The sequence below is a fragment of the Aromatoleum sp. genome (assembly GCF_035254505.1).
In the GTDB taxonomy this organism is placed as follows: domain Bacteria; phylum Pseudomonadota; class Gammaproteobacteria; order Burkholderiales; family Rhodocyclaceae; genus Aromatoleum.
This window is the reverse complement of the sequence record NZ_DATFAO010000025.1, coordinates 12,725-30,536: the sequence shown is the minus strand read 5'-3', so window position 1 is coordinate 30,536 and position 17,812 is coordinate 12,725. Positions and strand designations below refer to the sequence as shown.

The following is a 17,812-nucleotide window of genomic DNA, read 5'->3' as shown; positions in this document are numbered from 1 at the left end:
AGATGTCGGCGACCAAGCGCAAGCTGGCCGCGCATTTGCGTGGACTCGTCGGCAGGGCGATCGAGGACTACGCGATGATCGGCGAGGGCGATCGCGTGATGGTGTGCCTGTCCGGCGGCAAGGATTCGTACACGCTGCTCGACATGCTGCTCTCGCTCCAGCGCAGCAGTCCCGTGAAGTTCTCTCTGGTGGCGGTCAACCTCGACCAGAAGCAGCCGGGATTCCCGGCGCATGTGCTGCCGGAATATCTTGCCTCGCTCGGCGTGGACTACCACATCATCGAGCAGGACACGTACAGCGTGGTCAAGCGGCTGATCCCGGAGGGCCGCACCATGTGCAGCCTGTGCTCGCGCATGCGGCGCGGCGCGCTGTACCGCTATGCCGGCGAGAACGGCATCACCCGCATCGCGCTCGGTCATCATCGCGACGACATCGTCGAGACGCTGTTCCTGAACATGTTCTTCGGCGGCAAGCTGAAGTCGATGCCGCCCAAGCTCGTCAGCGACAACGGCGAGCACGTCGTGATCCGCCCGCTCGCCTACTGCACCGAGAACGATATCGCCCGCTTCGCGCGCACGATGGAGTTCCCGATCATCCCGTGCAACCTGTGCGGTTCGCAGGAGAACGCGCAGCGCAAGCAGATCAAGAACATGCTGCAGGCCTGGGGACGCGAGTTCCCGGGGCGCATCGAGTCGATCGCGACCGCGATGACGCAGGTCGTGCCCTCGCATCTGGCGGACGCCAACCTCTTCGATTTCCGCGGACTCACGCGCGACACGCAGGTGGCCGAAGGGGACATCGCCTTCGATCGCCCCGAACTGCCCTTCGCGCTCGGCACCATCCCCGTCGTGAGCGATTTAACAGACTGAGTCCGAGCCGGGGCAATCCGGCTTGCATTGGCTCAGTCATTTGACGATCATCATCGAGCCGAACTGCGGCGCCCCGTTCGGAATCCGGGTGCCATGCAGCAGTCATGAATGAGACACGGAATTCCGGACATGGCCTTGCCGAACACCGTCTGCGTCCTCGTTGCCGAAGTCCCCGGCACGGATCGTCTCGCCGAAGCCCTCGGCGCGACCGAAGCCGGCCATGCGATCGAGCGCTGCCTGCATCGCATCGAGCGGGCGGTCGAGGCCAACGCCGGCACCTCGCAACGCGATGGCAAGGTCCGCATCAGCGCGAAGTTCGCGCGCGGCGATGCGGCCATCCTCGCCGCCTGCGAAATGCTCGAACGCGTGCAGTCGCTGCCGCCCCAGCGCGGGCTGCGCATGGCGATCTGCGTCGGCGTGCATGGCGGCGAAGCTCCGGAGCAGGACCTCGAACGCGTCGCACAACGCCTCGCCGAAGCCGCGAAGCCGGGCCACGGCTTTGCGACCGCGCCGGTCGTCACGGACCTTTCCGCCGGCGCGCGACCGCTGATCGGCGACACGCCGACGCGCAATGCCGTGCTGCGCGACTTGCCCTGGCCCATCCATCCGCTCGGCCGTCCGAGCAGCGTCCCAGCCACGCCGCCACCCGCCGCGCGCACCGGGCAGCGACTGCAGCTGCGCCACGGCGAAACGGTGCTGATGGTCGAGGAGACGCGCCCTGTGCTGCTCTTCGGACGCGAGATCGGCAACGACGTGGTGATCGCCGATCCGCGCGCCTCGCGCCAGCATGCGCGCATCGAGCGCCGGCGCGACGGCTTCGTGCTGATCGACCAGAGCACCAACGGCACCTTCCTGGTCGAGGAGGGGCACGTCGAGTTCTGCATCAAGAACGAGGAAGTGCGCCTCAAGGGGCCGGGCCGGGTCGGCTGCGGCTTTTCCTGTGACGAGATTGAACGTGATCTCCTCTTCTTCGAGATCCTCTGACCCACGCCCGGCCTGTTGATCGGGCCGCGCCCGCTCCCCTTCATGGACTTCCTGACCCTGCTCGACCCCGGCCCCGACGCGGGCCTCGCGGCGCTTTTCGTGTCGAGCTTCCTGTCGGCGACGCTGCTCCCCGGCGGCTCCGAGCTCGTGCTCGCCGGGCTGCTGAAGCTGCGGCCCGAGCAGCTCGTCGCCGCACTGGCACTTGCGACGCTCGGCAACACGCTGGGCGGCATGAGCACCTGGGCGCTTGCTCGCCTGCTGCCCGAGAAGGCCGACACGACGCGGCTCGCGTGGGTCCGTCGCCACGGTGCGCCGGTGCTGGTCCTGTCGTGGGCGCCGGTCGTCGGCGACGCGCTATGTGCCGCGGCCGGCTGGCTGCGCCTCGCGTGGCTGCCCTGCCTGTTGTGGATGGGCGCGGGCAAGCTGCTACGCTACGCGCTCGTCGCCTGGACCGTCCTTTGATCTTTCCTCCGAATCTTCCGCCAACTCCGACCATGACCATTCAACGCTTTGGCACCACCGCCCGCTATTCCGACATCGTCATCCACAACGGCACCGCCTGGATCGTCGAAGTCCCCGCCACCGAAGGCGCGGACGCCGCGACGCAGACACGCGAGATCCTCGAAAGCCTCGACCGCCTGCTCGCCCAGGCCGGCAGCGGCCGCGACCGCCTGCTGTCGGCGACGATCTACCTCACGAACATCGCCGACTACGACGCGATGAATGGCGTGTGGGACGCATGGCTACCCACCGGCACCGCCCCGTCCCGCGCCTGCGTACAAGTCGCCGGCCTCGCGCGGAGCGGCTGGCGCGTCGAGATCGCGGTGATCGCGGCCGTCTGAGGCGCGCGGACTGAATCTTCCGCGCCGGCAGTTGTCTGACGACGGATTCAACCCGCTGCAAAATCAATACCCTACGATTTTTAAGGGCTTAAAACGCCCTTCTATTGCACCGCAGTAAGTTACAATTTGCGGTTCACTGCCGTCCGGTATCGGAACATCTCATGACTCAACGCCTGCGCGAGATCCCTTACAACTACACCTCGTTCTCCGACCGCGAGATCGTCATCCGCCTGCTCGGATCCGACGCGTGGCAAACGCTCAACGCGCTGCGCGAAGAGCGCGTGACCGGGCGATCGGCGCGGATGCTGTACGAGGTGCTGGGCGACATCTGGGTCGTGCAGCGTAACCCCTACCTGCAGGACGACCTGCTGGAGAACCCGGAGCGGCGCGACGCGCTGATCGCCGCGCTGCGTCACCGCCTGCGCGAAGTCGAGAAGCGCCGGGAGGAAAGCGCGGGTGAAGACCCGGAACGCAGCGAGAAGGCCGCGAGCCTCGTCGTCGCCGCGCACGCCGCCGTGGACCGCTTCGCCACCTTCTTCACCGACACCGAAGCGCTGCGCAAGAAGACGCTGAAGGCGCTCGCCCGCCACACCCGGCGCGACAATATCTGCTTCGACGGCCACGCGCGCGTCTCGCACGTCACCGACGCAACCGACTGGCGCGTCGAGTACCCCTTCGTGGTCCTGTACCCGGACACCGAAGAGGAGATGGCGCCGCTCGTGAAGAGCTGCATCGAGCTCGGGCTCACGATCATCCCGCGCGGAGGCGGCACCGGCTACACGGGCGGCGCCGTGCCGCTCGATGCGCGCTCGGTCGTGATCAACACCGAGAAGCTGATCGACATCGGCGCGGTCGAGGAAGTGATGCTGCCGGATCTCTCCGGCAAGCCGGCGCTCCCTTACGCGACGATCCGCACCGGCGCGGGCGTCGTGACCGACCGCGTGTCGGAAGCCGCGGGCCTCGCGGGCCGCGTGTTCGCCGTCGACCCGACCTCGGCCTCCGCGTCCTGCATCGGTGGCAACATCGCGATGAACGCCGGCGGCAAGAAGGCCGTGCTGTGGGGTACCGCGCTCGACAACCTGGCGTGGTGGAAGATGGTCACGCCGGATGGCAACTGGCTCGAAGTCGAACGCCTCGGCCATAACTTCGGCAAGATCCACGAGCAGGAGACCGTGCAGTTCCGCCTGCGCCGCTTCGACGCCAACAGCTACGCGCTGCTCGGTGAGGAGACGCTCGCGATGCCGGGCGCCTCCTGCCGCAAGACCGGCCTCGGCAAGGACGTCACCGACAAGTTCCTCGGCGGCCTGCCCGGCGTACAGAAGGAAGGCACGGATGGCCTGATCGTCGCGGCGCGCTGGGTGCTGCACAAGATGCCGCCCGTGACCCGCACGGTCTGTCTCGAATTCTTCGGTCAGGTCCGCGAAGCCGTGCCCGCGATCGTCGAGATCACCGACTGGTTCAAGCCGGGCGCCGAAGGCGATCGCCTCGGCGTGCAGCTCGCGGGCCTCGAGCACCTCGACGAGCGCTACGTGAAGGCGGTCGGCTACACGACCAAGGCGAAGCGCCACGGCCGTCCGAAGATGGTGCTGATCGGAGACATCGTCGGTCATGACGAAGCGTCGGTGATGACCGCGGCCTCCGAAGTCGTGCGCATGTGCAACGTGCGTGCCGCCGAAGGCTTCATCGCCGTGAGCCCTGACCAACGCAAGCATTTCTGGCTCGACCGCTCGCGCACCGCGGCGATCTCGCGCCACACCAACGCGTTCAAGGTGAACGAGGACGTCGTGATCCCGCTGCCGCGGATGGGCGACTACTGCGACGGCATCGAGCGCATCAACATCGAGCTGTCGACGTGCAACAAGCTCGAACTGTGCGACGCGCTGACCGAATTCCTGAAGGGCGATCTGCCGCTCGACCAGGGCGACGCGAACATCGCCGCCGACGAGTTGATCGGCGACCGCCGCCAGGCGGCCCTCGACTACGTCGCGAGCGTACGCCGCCGCTGGCAGTGGCTGCTCGACAGCCTCGACCTGCCGCTCGCGGAAGCCGAGGCGCAGTTCGGCGAGTACGGCATTCACGCCGGCCAGCTGACGAACCGCGCCGCGAACCCGAAGCTCTTCCACCGGCTGCAGGACTACTCGGTCCGCACCTCGTGGAAGACCGAGCTCAAGCCGCGTCTGGACAAGATCTTCGACGGCGTCGTGTTCCGCCAGGTACTCGCGTGCATCGAGAAAGTGCACAAGGAAGTGCTGCGCGGCCGCGTCTTCGTCGCGCTGCACATGCACGCCGGCGACGGCAACGTGCATACCAACATCCCAGTGAACTCCGACCACTACGACATGCTGCAGACCGCCAACCGCGCGGTGGATCGCATCATGGCGCTGGCGCGCTCGCTCGATGGCGTGATCTCAGGCGAGCACGGCATCGGCATCACGAAGCTCGACTACCTCACCGACGAGGAGATGGCGAACTTCTGGGCCTACAAGCAGAAGGTCGACCCGGAAGGCCGCTTCAACCGCGGCAAGCTGATGCGCGGCGCCGGCACGCTCACCGGCAACCTCGACAACGCCTACACTCCCAGCTTCAACCTGATGGGCCACGAATCGCTGATCATGGAGCAGACCGAGATCGGCGACATCGCGCAAGACATCAAGGACTGCCTGCGCTGCGGCAAGTGCAAGCCGGTGTGCTCGACGCACGTGCCGCGCGCGAACCTGCTCTACAGCCCGCGCAACAAGATCCTCAGCACCTCGCTGCTGATCGAGGCGATGCTCTACGAAGAGCAGACGCGCCGCGGCGTGTCGCTCGCGCATTGGGCCGAATTCGAGGACGTCGCCGACCATTGCACGGTCTGCCACAAGTGCGAGAAGCCCTGCCCGGTCGACATCGACTTCGGCGACGTGTCGATCAAGATGCGGAACCTGCTGCGCAAGCAGGGCAAGAAGAGCTTCAACCCGGGCAAGGCCGCCGCGATGGCCTTCCTGACCGCGAAGGACCCGGCGACGATCAAGCTGATCCGCGGCGGCATGATCGACCTCGGCTACAAGGCGCAGCGCTTCGCGCACAAGGTCGGCAAGTCGCTCGGCCTGATCCAGTCGCAGGTCAAGGCGCCGCCCGCCACCCTCGGCAAGCCGCCGATCAAGGCGCAGGTGATCCACTTCATCAACAAGCCGATGCCCGGCAACCTGCCCAAGCGCACCAGCCGCGCGCTGCTCGACATCGAGGACGACAAAGTCATCCCGGTGATCCGCAACCCACAGGTGAAGCGCGACGAGTCCGAAGCGGTGTTCTACTTCCCCGGCTGCGGCTCCGAGCGACTCTTCAGCCAGGTCGGGCTGGCGACGCAGGCGATGCTGTACCAAGTGGGTGCCACGACCGTGCTACCGCCCGGGTATCTATGCTGCGGCTATCCGCAGACCGCCGCCGGCGAGGAAGACAAGGGCCAGCAGATCACGACGGACAACCGCGTGCTCTTCCACCGCGTCGCCAACACGCTCAACTACCTCGACATCAAGACCGTGATCGTGTCCTGCGGCACCTGCATGGACCAGCTGCAGAAGTACCAGTTCGAGAAGATCTTCCCCGGCTGCCGCCTCCTGGACATCCACGAGTACCTGATGGAAAAGGGGGTGAAGCTCGAAGGCATCACCGGTACGAAGTACATGTACCACGAGCCCTGCCACACGCCGATGAAGGTGCATTCGGGCATCAAGGTCGCGAACGAGCTGATGGGAACCCGTGTCGATCTGAGCGATCGGTGCTGCGGCGAATCGGGCACGCTCGCGGTCGCCCGCCCCGACATCTCGACCCAGGTGCGCTTCCGCAAGCAGCAGGAGATCGAGAAGGGCGCCGAGGCGCTGCGCGACGGCGGCAAGGAGCCGGTCAAGATTCTGACCTCCTGCCCGTCCTGCCTGCAGGGACTGCACCGCTATGCAAACGACGCGGGCGGGGTCGAGGCCGACTACATCGTCATCGAGATCGCCAAGCACATGCTGGGCGACAACTGGATGCCGGAGTACGTTCAGCGCGCCAACAGCGGCGGCATCGAGCGGGTGCTACTGTAAGAGCTGCCGGGAGGCCTCAGGCCTCCCATGCCCCTTCGGGATGCAGCCGTCGCCACAGCTCGGGCATCGCCTCGGCGGCGCGCATCTTGAGGCGATGCGTCACGAGGCGGCTGACCTCGGTTTCGCCCGGATTGACCTCGACGCTCGGCACGCCCACCTGATCGGCCCACCAGATCGGGCCGGAAATGTAAGGGAAGACGCTGGTCGTGCCGATCGAGATCACGAGATCGACGCCGTCGTCGAGCAGCGCCTGGAGCCGGTTGAGGCCGGTATCCGGCAGCATCTCGCCGAAGAGCACGACGTCGGGGCGGATCAGTCCGCCGCAGGACGGGCAGGCCGGCGGGATCTCGAGCCCGGCGTAGTCGATGACAGTGCGTGCGTGATGGCACTCGAGGCAGCGCAACCGGTGCACGGTGCCATGGATCTCGATCAGATTGTTCGATCCGGCATCGCGATGCAGGCCGTCGACGTTCTGCGTCAGCACCCACACGCCCGGATTCTCCTGTTCGAGCGCCGCGATGATGCGGTGCGCGATGTTCGGCTGAGCGCCGCGGCAGTTGGCCTCGATCTGCGCGATGTATTTCCACGTGATATCGGGCCGGCGATGCATCATTTCGCCCGACAAGGCCTCCTCGATCGTCAGGCCGTCCTCGGTGAGCCGCTCGTGGTACAGGCCGCCGATGCCACGGTAGGTGGGCAGGCCGGAATCAGCCGAAATGCCGGCGCCGGTGATGAAGAGGATGCGGTCGGAGTCGTCGATCAGTTGTGCAACGGTATCGAGGGTTTCGGCGTTGTTCACGGCTGTACTCCTTCGACTTCGACCAGACAATCATAGAAGGTCGGTCCGCCGCCGATGTCGGTCAGGGCCGGCGAGGTGACGGCGTTGGCATTTTCGCCGTCGCCCGAGAGTTTGCGCCACCACACGGAGGGGCACACGACGAGCCCCGCGCGAACCCGATCCGTAATGACTGCCCGCGCGTGGAAGGCGCCGCGGTCGTTGTGGATGCGCAGCCGGTCGCCGGCCGTGATGCCGCGGCGGGCCGCGTCATCCGGATGAATCTCGAGCTTCGGGCTACCCTCCTGCTCCAGAAAACGCGGCAGGTTGGCGAAGCTGGTGTTGAGGAAGTTGCGCGCCGGCGGCGAGATCATCGCGAGCGGATAGCGCGCGGCGAGCGCCGGATTGCTGACGGGCGACTCATGCGGCGGCACCCAGCGCGGCAGCGGGTCGAAGCCCTGCGCCGCGAGGCTCTCGGAATGGAACTCGCACTTGCCCGACGGCGTCAGGAAATCTCCGTGCGCGAAGGGCGTGAAAGGCCGCGGCAGGTTGAGCCGCGCCCAGCCGCGCGCCGCGAGCGTTTCCGGATCGACGCCAAGTGCGCGCAAATCGCGGCGCTTGAAGGCCTGCGCAGCGATCTCGTCGTCGGATTCGAAGAGCGGCGCGTCGGTGAAGCTCAGCCGCGCCGCGAGGAGCCGGAACACCTCGCTATTGGGCTTGGCTTCGCCGAGTGGCTCGATCGCCGGCTGGTTCGTCAGCGCGTAGAGGTGGCCGTAAGACTTGTGCACGTCGCGATGTTCGAACTGGCTCGTCGCGGGCAGCAGGATGTCCGCGTAGTCGGCGGTATCGGTCTGGAAGAGCTCGTGCACGACGCAGAAGAGATCCTCGCGCGCGAAGCCTTCGCGCACCCGCGCGCCGTTCGGGGCGACCGCAACCGGGTTCGAGTTGTAGACGTAGAGCGCGCGGATTGGCGGATCGTTTGCGGTCAGCAAGTCCTCGCCGATAGTCGACATGTTGATCGTGCGCGTCGGGCGCGAATGGTGTGCGGTGTAGAGATCGGGGCGTTCGAGGGCCTGCTGGTCGACGGGGAAGTTGCCCGAGGTCGACAAGAGCGCTCCGCCCGCGGGATGGCGCCACGCGCCGGTCAGCGCCGGCAGGCAGGCGATGTTACGCACCGCCATGCCACCGCCGGCGCAGCGGTTAAGGCCGTAGTTGAGGCGGATCGCCGCGGGTTTCACGCTGCCATATTCGCGTGCGAGATTGCGGATCGTCTCGGCGGGCAGGCCGGTGAGCGGTGCGGTCCACTCCGGCGTGCAGGTGTGCACGCGCTCCGCGAGCGCGTCGAAGCCGAGCGTGTAGGCGGCGATGTATTCGCGATCGATCAGGCCGTCGGCGATCAGCACCTGCATCATCGCCATCGCGAGCGCGCCGTCCGTGCCCGGCCAGGGCGCGAGGTGCACGTCGCACTTCTCGGCCGTCTGCGAACGCCAGGGGTCGATGCACACGAGCTTCGCGCCTCGCCGCTTTGCCTCGAGAATGTAGCGCCAGCCGTGCAGATTCGACACGATCGGGTTACCGCCCCAGATCAGGATCAGCTTGGCGTCGACGATCGCCTCAGGATCCATGCCGACCGAAGCGCCGATCGTCGCCTTCCAGCCGGCGGCACCAGCCGACGCGCAGATCGTGCGATCGAGCAGCGAGGCGCCCAGGCGATGGAAAAAGCGGCAGTCCATGCTGCTGCCCTGCACGAGGCCCATCGTGCCGGCGTAGCTGTAGGGCAGGATCGCGCGCGGATCGTCATCCGCGATGCCGCGGAATTTCGCCGCTATCGTGTCGAGCGCCTCGTCCCACGAGATGCGCTCGAAGCGCCCTTCGCCCTTCCTGCCGACGCGCTTCATCGGGTACCGCAGGCGCTGTGGAGAGTACACGCGGTCGAGGTAGTGGGCGACCTTGGTGCACAAGGCACCGTTCGTGAAGGGCAGATCGTCGGCGCCGCGGACCTTCACTGCGCGGCCGTTCTCGACCGTGATCTCCATCGCGCAGGTGTCCGGACAGTCGTGGGGACAGGCCGCGCGGATGACTTTGGGAGTGGGTGCGTTCATGGTCGTCCCTGCTGAAGCCAATGAGCGACGGCCGGGATCGCCAGCCGTCCTTCGCAGCACCATACCACTACCCGCCGCAACTTGCGCGATGGCGCACCGCCGCGATCGGAGGCGCGTTCAGCGCGAGGCCGAGGCTCCTGCCTTCAGCTCGATGAAACGCGCGCGATCGGCGTCGAAGCGCTTGCGCAGCGCGTCGATTTCGGCCTGCTTGGAGGCGAAGATCGTCTCGTAGGAGGCAAGTTCCTTGTCGATCGCCTGGATTCCCGTGTCGAGGTCGCGCGGCAAGGGCTTGCCTTTGTAGAACTCCGCGTCCTTCTGCAGCTTTTCCCGCCGCGCACGCAGCTCCGTCTGGTGCTGTCGCGTCGATTCAACGCCGCGCTCGATCTCGCCGATCTCACGATCGCGCCGGCGGTCGATCTCCTCGACGCTGGTATATGAGCTGAGCAGCGCTTCGTCGAGGCGGCGCTGCTTGACCTGCGCCTGCTCGTCGGCCTTGCGCTTTTCCTCGTCCGCCTTGCGGCGGGCGATTTCCTCGCGCGTCGGGGGTGCTGCCACCTGGCGCTTGAGCGTCCCGTCATTGCCCATTTCGCGGTATGACTGGCCGTAGCAGGCCGCCGGCAGGACGTCGCCGCATACGCGCCGGCCGCCATCGTCGCAGCAGTAGATCGCTGCGGAGGCGACGCTACTGGCGAGCAGGCCGCCGACTACGATCAGGCTTTCAAGCTTGCGCTGCAATCCCATAGGTATCCCGATAAGCGCGCACGGCGCCGAGGTTGGCGGCGAGTTGCGGGCTGTCGCCCAGATAGCCGATCAGATCGTCCAGCGTTGCCACGGCGATCACCGGCATGCTGTAGGTCTCGCGCACTTCCTGCACGGCCGACTGCACGCCCTTGCCGCGCTCCATGCGATCCAGCGCGATCACGACGCCCGCCGGTTCCGCGCCCGCGGTGCGGATCATCTCGACCGACTCGCGCACCGAAGTGCCAGCGGAGATCACGTCGTCGAGGATCAACACGCGACCCGTCAGCGGTGCGCCGACGAGCGTGCCGCCTTCGCCGTGGTCCTTGGCTTCCTTGCGGTTGAAGGCGAAGGGCATGTTCACACCGGATTCCGCGAGGCGGATCGCGACGCCCGCGACCAGCGGAATGCCCTTGTAGGCAGGCCCAAACAGCATGTCGCAGGGCACACCCGCAGCGACGATCGCCCGCGCGTAGAAGCCACAGAGCTCGCGGAAGGAGGTGCCGTCGTTGAAGAGCCCGGCGTTGAAGAAATACGGCGAATTGCGGCCCGCCTTGGTCACGAAGGAACCGAAGCGCAGCACGCCCTTGTCGCAGGCCAATGCGATGAAATCCCGGCTAAAATCCACGTCCTTGTATCCGATCTTGGTTTAACCGCCGCATGTTACGCGTCATCACCCTCAACCTCAACGGCATCCGCTCGGCCGCCAGCAAAGGTTTCTACGACTGGCTCGCGGGTCAAAATGCCGACGTCGTCTGCCTGCAGGAACTGAAGGCGCAGCACCCCGACCTCACGGACGCGATGCGTGCCCCCGACAGCTTCGCCGGCTACTTCCACCCTGCCGAAAAGAAGGGCTACAGTGGCGTCGGCCTCTACACTCGGCGCACGCCGGACCGTGTCGTCGAGGGGCTCGGTATCGCCGACATCGACGCCGAAGGGCGCTTCCTGCAGCTCGATTTCGGCCCGCTGTCGATCGTGTCGCTGTACCTGCCATCGGGCTCGAGCTCCGAGGAGCGGCTGCAGATCAAGTTCGGCTTCATGGAGCGCTTCCTGCCCCACATGGCAGCGCTGCGTGCAAGCGGGCGCGAAGTGATCGTGTGCGGCGACTGGAACATCGCGCACAAGGAAATCGATCTCAAGAACTGGAAATCGAACCAGAAGAACTCGGGCTTCCTGCCTGAGGAGCGCGCCTGGCTCACGCGTGTGATCGACGAACAAGGCTGGGTGGACGTCTATCGCCGCCTCCACCCCGAGACGACCGACGCCTGCTACACGTGGTGGTCCAACCGTGGCCAGGCCTGGGCGAAGAACGTGGGCTGGCGCCTCGACTACCAGATCGCGACGCCGGGCATCGCCGAGGCCGCGCGCGCAGCGGCGATCTACAAGGACCAACGCTTCTCCGACCACGCCCCGCTGATCGTCGATTACGACTACGCCGGCGCCTGAATCGCTCAGGCGCAACCCGGACCGCTCCCCTGCGGTCGAATTCGACAGCAAGAGCCGGAGTGCGCCCCTACCCCACGATCGATACAGTGGGATCGACACTAGGGCGCAAGGAGCGGACATGGACAACGTAAAGGCATCGCAGGCGGCGGCGATTCAAGGCGATCCGCGCTGGTCGGCGGTCGTGAGCCGCGCGGCAGAGGCCGACGGAAGCTTCGTCTACGCGGTGAAGACGACCGGCGTGTACTGCCGGCCGAGCTGCGGTTCGCGGCGGGCGCGGCCCGAGAACGTCGCCTTCTTCGCGACGCCCGTCGAGGCCGAGCACGCGGGCTTTCGCGCGTGCCGGCGCTGTCAGCCGGACCAGATGCTGGCGCCGGCCGCACGGCAATCGGCCCGCATCGTCGAACTGTGCCGACTGATCGAGACCGCGGAGCACATCCCCAGCCTCGCCGAACTCGCCGCACAGAGCGGCCTGAGCCCCTACCACCTGCACCGCGAATTCAAGCGCGTCACCGGCCTCACGCCGCGCGCCTACGCGACGGCACACCGGGCGAAACGCATTCGCCGCGAACTGCAGCGCAGTAACCGCGTGACCGATGCGATCTACGAGGCCGGCTACGCGTCGAACGGCCGCTTCTATGCGGAGTCCGACGCCGTCCTCGGCATGACGCCCGCGGCCTTCCGCCGCGGCGGTCCCGGCACCGAGATCCGCTTCGCCGTCGGCCGCTGCTCGCTCGGCGCGATCCTTGTCGCCCGGAGCGAACGCGGCATCTGCGCGATTCTGCTCGGCGACGATCCGCAAGCGCTGGTCGACGATCTGCAGGCGCACTTCCCGGCGGCCCGGCTCGTCGCCGGCGATGCGGACTTCGACAGCCTCGTCGCGCAGGTCGTCGGCTTCGTCGAGGCTCCGGCGACCGGCCTCGACCTGCCGCTCGATATCCGCGGCACGGCCTTCCAACAGCGCGTCTGGCAAGCGCTGCAGAAGATTCCGCCGGGCGAACGGATCAGCTACACCGAACTCGCGCAGCGCATTGGCGCCCCCGCCGCGGTGCGCGCTGTGGCCGGCGCCTGCGCCGCGAATGCGCTCGCGGTCGCGATCCCCTGCCATCGCGTCGTGCGCAACGACGGCGGTCTCGCGGGCTATCGCTGGGGCATCGAACGCAAGCGCAGCCTGCTCGAACGGGAGACGGAAGGAAGATGAGCGGCGACCTGTTCCGGCTCGACGACGAGGCGCCATGGCTCGAGCGGCTCGGCCCGGGAACAGTGCATCTGCACGCTTTCGCCCGCGCCGACGCGCCGGCGATCCTCGCCGTCGTCGCGTCCGTCGAGCAGCAGGCGCCCTTCCGCCACATGGTCACGCCCGGCGGTTTCACAATGTCGGTGGCGATGACCAACTGCGGCACGCGCGGCTGGGTGAGCGACGCGAGCGGCTACCGCTATTCACCGGTCGATCCACAGAGCGGCGAGCCCTGGCCGGCGATGCCGGCGATCCTCCAGGCGCTGGCGCACGAAGCCGCAGCGCAGGCGGGTTTTCCCGACTTCGCGCCGGACGCCTGCCTGATCAACCGCTACGCGCCGGGTGCGCGCATGTCGCTGCACCAGGACCGCGACGAGCGCAATCTCGCGGCGCCGATCGTGTCGGTATCGCTAGGGCTGCCGGCGGTTTTCCTGCTCGGCGGCTCGACGCGGCGCGACCCGCAGCAGCGCATCCTGCTCGAGCATGGCGATGCGATCGTGTGGGGCGGCGAGGATCGTCTGCGCTATCACGGAGTCCAACCCGTCAAGGACGGCCGCCACGCGCTGCTCGGCGGGCTGCGGCTGAACCTGACGTTCCGCTGCTCAGTTTGAGCAGCGCGCGGCGCCCGCCCTGCGCGCCGATTGCAGCACCTGATGCCCGCACCACGGAGGCGGATATTTGCGTTCGCGCGGCGATGGGATTAGCCTTTACGAGGTGGCGCGATTTCGCGCTTGTCATGACAACCGACGGAGGACTCGAAAATGCCGAATGCAACCGAGGTGTCGCGAGAAAAACTGGTCGCTGACCTGAAGGTCATGATAAGCGACGCCGACGAACTGCTCCGCCTGACCGCCGGACAAGCCGGCGAGAAGGTCACCGAAGTCCGCGCACGGCTCGGAGAGCGCCTGACCTCTGCACGCAGCCGGGTCGGCGAGCTGGAAACCAGCGTCGTCGAACAGACGAAGAAAGTCGCCAACGCCACTGACGACTACGTGCATAAAAATCCCTGGCAATCGCTCGGCGTCGCCGCGGGTGTCGCCTTCCTGCTCGGGCTGCTCGCCGGGCGCCGCTGAGTGGCAGCGGACGAACCGGGCAAGGGACCGCTCGCGAGGAGCCTGCGCGGGCTCATAGACGGACTGCTCGGGACCGCACAGACGCGGCTGGAGTTGTTCGTCGTCGAGGTGCAGGAAGAAAAACTGCGCCTCGCGAGCCTGCTCTTCAACACGCTGCTCGCGGCGGTGTTCCTGGGCTTCGGCGTGGTGTTCCTGGCGGTCTTTCTGACGGTGTTGTTCTGGGACGGCTACCGCCTCGCGGCGCTCGGTGCCGGCACCGTCGTGCTGATCGCCTGCGGACTGCTCGCCGCACGCAATGCCGCGCGTGAAGCCCGCGACGGAAGCCGCCTGTTTGCCGCGACGCTCGGTGAAATTGGACGCGACCGCGACGCGCTGCGACCGCGAGAATGAATCCGCAAAGGGTCGCCCGCGCGGTCGAATTCGCGCTTCGAAAGCAGCGCTTGCAATTACGCGCCGAACAACAGCGCGCGCAGATGCTCCAAGGACTTGAAAGGATCGAATCGGTGCTCGACGTCGCCGACCGCGTGCGTGAGGGTGTGCGCGACCTCGGCCGCCAGGCGCCGCTACTGTCGGCCGGCGCGTTGCTGCTGGTCGTGCTCAAACCACGTTTTGCGCTGCGACTTGCGAAGCGGGTATGGGTCGGATGGGCGGTGTACCGCCGGTTCGGACGCGGCGTGGAGCCGCTGCTCGGCATCCTCAGGCGCTTCGTGGCCTAGGCGCGGCATCCGCCGGGGGCCAAACCCCGGTGCCGGACCACCTAGATACAATGGCGTCGCTTAACCTACCGCGAGAATAAGGTCATGCCGGCCAATCTGGACGAAATCATCCGCGCCCGCGAAGAGGCCGACTGCATCGCCGATGCCGCCGTCGTCGAAGCGGCCCTCAAGCACATGGCGGCAGACATCACCGCGCAGTTCGCCGACCGCAATCCGCTGATCTATGTCGTGATGAACGGCGGCATGATCCTCGCCGGACAGCTGCTGCCGCGCTTGCCCTTCCCGCTCGAAGTCGCCTACCTGCACGCGACGCGCTACGGACACGCGCTCAAGGGCACCGACCTGGACTGGCGGATGCGGCCGACGCAGGACCTGCGCGGGCGCACGGTGCTGGTCCTCGACGACATCCTCGACGAAGGCCATACGCTGCTCGCGATCCTCGACTACCTCAAGAACGAGGGGGCGGCGGATGTCCGTTCGGCGGTGCTCACGCACAAGATTCACGACCGCAAGGCCTACCCCGGGATGCGCGCCGATTTCACCGGACTGGACGTCCCGGACCGTTTCTTGTTCGGGTGCGGGATGGACTACAAGGGCTACTGGCGCAATGCGCCGGGGATCTACGCCGTCAAGGGACTGTAAGGAGTCGACCATGCTACTCACCTTCAAATCTGCCGCCGACGCCGACGTCATCATGTTCGGCGACGTCGCGAAAAAACTCGTCGAGATCCTGGGCAAGGATCCGCAGGACGGCAAAGGCATCATCACGGTCGAACAGCTGCCCGGCGCAATCGCGCGCCTGCGCGCGGCGATCGAAGCCGACAAGGCGGGCCAGGCCGGTCCGGCCCAGGACGATGACGAAGAGGAAGACCCGGAACGCCGCGGCATGGCGGCCCCCGTCAACCTCGCCCAGCGCGCGTGGCCACTGCTGACGATGCTCGAATTGTCACAGAAGGAAGGCGTGCCGGTGACTTGGGGCGTTTAAGGTCCGACACCGCGGCCCGTGGGTCAAGACACTTTGGCCTGCGCGGCGCCCCGCACCCACATCCAGTAGCTCGCGAGGCTCGCCAGGGCGCCGAACGCGATCACCAGCGCCATCGGCACGACGGTGCTGCCGAGCGCGTGGCCGACGAAGATACCCGCGAGCGCCGCGAGCCCCATCTGCGAGAAGCCCATCAGCGAAGCGGCCGAGCCGGCCATCTGCGGATAGGGGGCCATGCCGATCGCCGCCGCGTTGGGCATCACGAGGCCGATCGCCGCGGCCGAGAACCACATCGGGATCATGACCGCGAGCGGATGGTGCACGCCCGCGAGCGCGAGCCCAAGCATCATCAGGCCCGCGACGACGCCGAGCAGCGTGCCCCGGTGCAGCAGGCGTTCAGGGCCGAAGCGGCGCGACAGCCGCCCGGAGGTCGTCGAGCCGCTCATGTAGCCCGACACCATCACGCCGAACGCGAGGCCCATGCCCTGAGGCGAAAAGCCGAACATGTTGATGAAGACGAAGGGCGAAGCGGAGATGAAGGCGAAGAGGCCGGAATACGCGAGCGCGTTGCACAACAGCACGCCGCGATAGCGACGGTCGCCAAGCAGGATGCCAAAGTTCTTCAGAAGCTGGCCGGGGGAAGCCGCCGCAGCGTCGCGGTGGCCATTGGTTTCGCCCAGCATGCGCCACACGGCGAGCGTCAGGATCACTGAATACGCGGTCAGGAACACGAAGGTCGCGCGCCAGCCCGACCAGACGGTGAGCCAGCCGCCGATCACCGGCCCGGCGAGCGGCGCCAGCGCCATCGCGGTGCCGATGTAGGAAAGCATGCGGGCGGCGTCATGCGGGCCGTAGACGTCGCGCACGATCGCGCGCCCCAGCACCGGTCCGGCACAGGCGCCGAGCGCCTGCAGGAAGCGCGCGGCGATCAGCGCCTCGATCGAGGTCGCCATCGTGCAGACGACCGACGCGAACACGTACAGCACGATGCCGACGAGCAGCACCGGCCGTCGCCCGTAGCGGTCGGACAGCGGGCCGTAGGCGAGCTGACCGACGGCGAAGCCGAAGAGGAAGACCGACAGCGTGAGCTGGGTGCTCGCGACGTCTGCGCCGAGGGCTGCGCCGATCGCGGGCAGCGCGGGCAGGTAGAAGTCGGTCGACAGGGGCCCGAGGGCGACCAGCGACGTGATCAGGATGGCGAGCGGGAGCGTGGCGGCAGTCATCGTTGGGCGGGGGGCTCGGACGCTGATAGACGGTGCGGCTAGTATCACCGCATTCTTCGTCTTCGCATCATCTATTTTTAATTAAATTGTTTGATGTCTATCTATTAGCGCAACGTCACTCGGCATCCGGCTGATTCGCGGGCGCCGCGGCACGGAAGGCATCGAGCGCTTCACAGCCCTCAACGATGCGCAGCACGGTCGGCATCGCGTCGAGCTTGCAGTCGAAGCGCCGGGCATTGAACACCTGCGGCACCAGGCAGCAGTCGGCGAGGCCCGGGGTGTCGCCGTGGCAGAAGCGGCCGGTGCGCGGATCGTTCGCGAGCATCGCCTCGACGGCGGCGAGTCCGACTTCGATCCAGTGGCGGTACCACGCGTCCTTCTGCGCATCGTCGACGCCGAACTCGTGCTTCAGGTACCTCAGCACGCGCAGGTTGTTGATCGGGTGGATGTCGCATGCGATCGCCTGTGCGAGCGCCCGCACGCGCGCCCGACCGAGTGCATCGGCGGGCAGCAGCGGCGGCTCGGGATGCGTCTCGTCGAGGTATTCGATGATCGCGAGCGATTGCGTCAGCAACTGGCCCTCGTCGTCGAGCGCCGGGACGAGGCCCGCCGGGTTCAGCGCGAGGTACTCGGGTTTGCGCTGCTGGCCGCCTTCCTTCAGGAGGTGGATCGCGACGGGCTCGTAGGGGATGCCCTTCAGATTGAGGGCGATGCGCACGCGATAGGCGGCGGAGCTGCGGAAATACGTGTAGAGCTTCATGCGC

Annotated in this window: 19 protein-coding genes; 13 read left to right on the top strand and 6 right to left on the bottom strand. The window is 67.1% G+C overall.

All coding sequences use genetic code 11. The features are described from left to right. The first annotated feature begins 2 nt into the window (after positions 1-2). The 5 genes from ttcA (at position 3) to VJ673_RS04390 (ending at position 6,759) form a co-directional block, all read left to right on the top strand. A complete protein-coding gene (ttcA, locus tag VJ673_RS04410; protein WP_324124824.1) occupies positions 3-869 on the top strand; it encodes a tRNA 2-thiocytidine(32) synthetase TtcA in 867 nt (288 codons plus the stop codon). Positions 870-977: 108 nt separating this feature from the next. Continuing rightward, positions 978-1,853, top strand: coding sequence for an FHA domain-containing protein (locus tag VJ673_RS04405; protein ID WP_324124823.1), 876 nt, complete (start codon positions 978-980; stop codon positions 1,851-1,853). 42 nt (positions 1,854-1,895) lie between these two features. Continuing rightward, positions 1,896-2,315 (top strand): YqaA family protein, encoded by a 420-nt coding sequence (locus VJ673_RS04400; protein WP_324124822.1) that lies wholly within the window; start codon positions 1,896-1,898, stop codon positions 2,313-2,315. A 32-nt stretch (positions 2,316-2,347) separates the two neighbouring features. After that, positions 2,348-2,695 carry a RidA family protein gene (locus VJ673_RS04395; protein WP_324124821.1) on the top strand — a complete coding sequence of 116 codons (348 nt, stop codon included), beginning with the start codon at positions 2,348-2,350 and terminating at the stop codon, positions 2,693-2,695. Positions 2,696-2,856: 161 nt separating this feature from the next. Continuing rightward, entirely contained in the window at positions 2,857-6,759 is a 3,903-nt protein-coding gene (locus tag VJ673_RS04390; RefSeq protein WP_324124820.1) for an FAD/FMN-binding oxidoreductase, read from the top strand. 16 nt (positions 6,760-6,775) lie between these two features. Here the strand turns inward: VJ673_RS04390 and VJ673_RS04385 are convergent, their stop codons facing one another. The 4 genes from VJ673_RS04385 to pyrE form a co-directional block, all read right to left on the bottom strand. Then, positions 6,776-7,558 carry an NAD-dependent deacylase gene (locus VJ673_RS04385; RefSeq protein WP_324124819.1) on the bottom strand — a complete coding sequence of 261 codons (783 nt, stop codon included), beginning with the start codon at positions 7,556-7,558 and terminating at the stop codon, positions 6,776-6,778. Next, positions 7,555-9,636: a molybdopterin-containing oxidoreductase family protein gene (locus VJ673_RS04380; protein WP_324124818.1), complete on the bottom strand. Its 2,082-nt coding sequence runs from the start codon at positions 9,634-9,636 to the stop codon at positions 7,555-7,557. Before VJ673_RS04380 ends, VJ673_RS04385 begins: the two co-directional genes overlap by 4 nt. Positions 9,637-9,753: 117 nt before the next feature. Further along, entirely contained in the window at positions 9,754-10,377 is a 624-nt protein-coding gene (locus VJ673_RS04375) for a hypothetical protein (protein ID WP_324124817.1), read from the bottom strand. Further along, a complete protein-coding gene (gene pyrE / locus VJ673_RS04370) occupies positions 10,355-11,002 on the bottom strand; it encodes an orotate phosphoribosyltransferase (protein ID WP_324124816.1) in 648 nt (215 codons plus the stop codon). Before pyrE ends, VJ673_RS04375 begins: the two co-directional genes overlap by 23 nt. A 32-nt stretch (positions 11,003-11,034) precedes the next feature. On the opposite strand from pyrE, the gene VJ673_RS04365 reads away from it, so the two are divergent. From VJ673_RS04365 to VJ673_RS04330, 8 genes are all read left to right on the top strand, one after another. Further along, positions 11,035-11,820 (top strand): exodeoxyribonuclease III, encoded by a 786-nt coding sequence (locus VJ673_RS04365; RefSeq protein ID WP_324124815.1) that lies wholly within the window; start codon positions 11,035-11,037, stop codon positions 11,818-11,820. 118 nt (positions 11,821-11,938) lie between these two features. Beyond that, a complete protein-coding gene (ada, locus tag VJ673_RS04360; protein WP_324124814.1) occupies positions 11,939-13,018 on the top strand; it encodes a bifunctional DNA-binding transcriptional regulator/O6-methylguanine-DNA methyltransferase Ada in 1,080 nt (359 codons plus the stop codon). Next, positions 13,015-13,665 (top strand): DNA oxidative demethylase AlkB, encoded by a 651-nt coding sequence (alkB, locus tag VJ673_RS04355; protein ID WP_324124813.1) that lies wholly within the window; start codon positions 13,015-13,017, stop codon positions 13,663-13,665. The genes ada and alkB overlap by 4 nt, the downstream gene beginning before the upstream one ends. A 150-nt stretch (positions 13,666-13,815) precedes the next feature. Continuing rightward, positions 13,816-14,127 carry an ElaB/YgaM/YqjD family protein gene (locus VJ673_RS04350; RefSeq protein WP_324124812.1) on the top strand — a complete coding sequence of 104 codons (312 nt, stop codon included), beginning with the start codon at positions 13,816-13,818 and terminating at the stop codon, positions 14,125-14,127. Beyond that, a complete protein-coding gene (locus tag VJ673_RS04345) occupies positions 14,128-14,517 on the top strand; it encodes a phage holin family protein (protein WP_324124811.1) in 390 nt (129 codons plus the stop codon). Continuing rightward, on the top strand, positions 14,514-14,843 hold the full coding sequence (locus VJ673_RS04340; RefSeq protein WP_324124810.1) for a YqjK-like family protein: 330 nt from the start codon (positions 14,514-14,516) through the stop codon (positions 14,841-14,843). The genes VJ673_RS04345 and VJ673_RS04340 overlap by 4 nt, the downstream gene beginning before the upstream one ends. Before the next feature lie 84 nt (positions 14,844-14,927). Continuing rightward, positions 14,928-15,485, top strand: coding sequence for a hypoxanthine-guanine phosphoribosyltransferase (locus tag VJ673_RS04335; protein WP_324124809.1), 558 nt, complete (start codon positions 14,928-14,930; stop codon positions 15,483-15,485). Positions 15,486-15,495: 10 nt separating this feature from the next. Then, positions 15,496-15,828 carry a DUF1840 domain-containing protein gene (locus tag VJ673_RS04330; protein ID WP_324124808.1) on the top strand — a complete coding sequence of 111 codons (333 nt, stop codon included), beginning with the start codon at positions 15,496-15,498 and terminating at the stop codon, positions 15,826-15,828. A gap of 23 nt (positions 15,829-15,851) precedes the next feature. On the opposite strand, the gene VJ673_RS04325 is transcribed toward VJ673_RS04330, so the two are convergent. Both VJ673_RS04325 and maiA read right to left on the bottom strand, forming a co-directional pair. After that, positions 15,852-17,048, bottom strand: coding sequence for a multidrug effflux MFS transporter (locus VJ673_RS04325; protein WP_324124807.1), 1,197 nt, complete (start codon positions 17,046-17,048; stop codon positions 15,852-15,854). Positions 17,049-17,163: 115 nt separating this feature from the next. After that, positions 17,164-17,808, bottom strand: coding sequence for a maleylacetoacetate isomerase (maiA, locus tag VJ673_RS04320; RefSeq protein ID WP_324124806.1), 645 nt, complete (start codon positions 17,806-17,808; stop codon positions 17,164-17,166). Between the last annotated feature and the right edge of the window lie 4 nt (positions 17,809-17,812).

Bases quoted from the DNA above. Each gene is read 5' to 3' on its own strand.
- VJ673_RS04330 (WP_324124808.1), top strand. From the start codon at position 15,496: ATGCTACTCACCTTCAAATCTGCCGCCGACGCCGACGTCATCATGTTC.
- VJ673_RS04405 (WP_324124823.1), top strand. From the start codon at position 978: ATGAGACACGGAATTCCGGACATGGCCTTGCCGAACACCGTCTGCGTC.
- maiA (WP_324124806.1), bottom strand. From the start codon at position 17,808: ATGAAGCTCTACACGTATTTCCGCAGCTCCGCCGCCTATCGCGTGCGC.
- VJ673_RS04340 (WP_324124810.1), top strand. From the start codon at position 14,514: ATGAATCCGCAAAGGGTCGCCCGCGCGGTCGAATTCGCGCTTCGAAAG.
- VJ673_RS04325 (WP_324124807.1), bottom strand. From the start codon at position 17,048: ATGACTGCCGCCACGCTCCCGCTCGCCATCCTGATCACGTCGCTGGTC.
- VJ673_RS04395 (WP_324124821.1), top strand. From the start codon at position 2,348: ATGACCATTCAACGCTTTGGCACCACCGCCCGCTATTCCGACATCGTC.
- VJ673_RS04375 (WP_324124817.1), bottom strand. From the start codon at position 10,377: ATGGGATTGCAGCGCAAGCTTGAAAGCCTGATCGTAGTCGGCGGCCTG.
- VJ673_RS04400 (WP_324124822.1), top strand. From the start codon at position 1,896: ATGGACTTCCTGACCCTGCTCGACCCCGGCCCCGACGCGGGCCTCGCG.
- VJ673_RS04350 (WP_324124812.1), top strand. From the start codon at position 13,816: ATGCCGAATGCAACCGAGGTGTCGCGAGAAAAACTGGTCGCTGACCTG.
- alkB (WP_324124813.1), top strand. From the start codon at position 13,015: ATGAGCGGCGACCTGTTCCGGCTCGACGACGAGGCGCCATGGCTCGAG.
- ttcA (WP_324124824.1), top strand. From the start codon at position 3: ATGTCGGCGACCAAGCGCAAGCTGGCCGCGCATTTGCGTGGACTCGTC.
- VJ673_RS04390 (WP_324124820.1), top strand. From the start codon at position 2,857: ATGACTCAACGCCTGCGCGAGATCCCTTACAACTACACCTCGTTCTCC.
- VJ673_RS04365 (WP_324124815.1), top strand. From the start codon at position 11,035: ATGTTACGCGTCATCACCCTCAACCTCAACGGCATCCGCTCGGCCGCC.
- VJ673_RS04380 (WP_324124818.1), bottom strand. From the start codon at position 9,636: ATGAACGCACCCACTCCCAAAGTCATCCGCGCGGCCTGTCCCCACGAC.
- ada (WP_324124814.1), top strand. From the start codon at position 11,939: ATGGACAACGTAAAGGCATCGCAGGCGGCGGCGATTCAAGGCGATCCG.
- VJ673_RS04335 (WP_324124809.1), top strand. From the start codon at position 14,928: ATGCCGGCCAATCTGGACGAAATCATCCGCGCCCGCGAAGAGGCCGAC.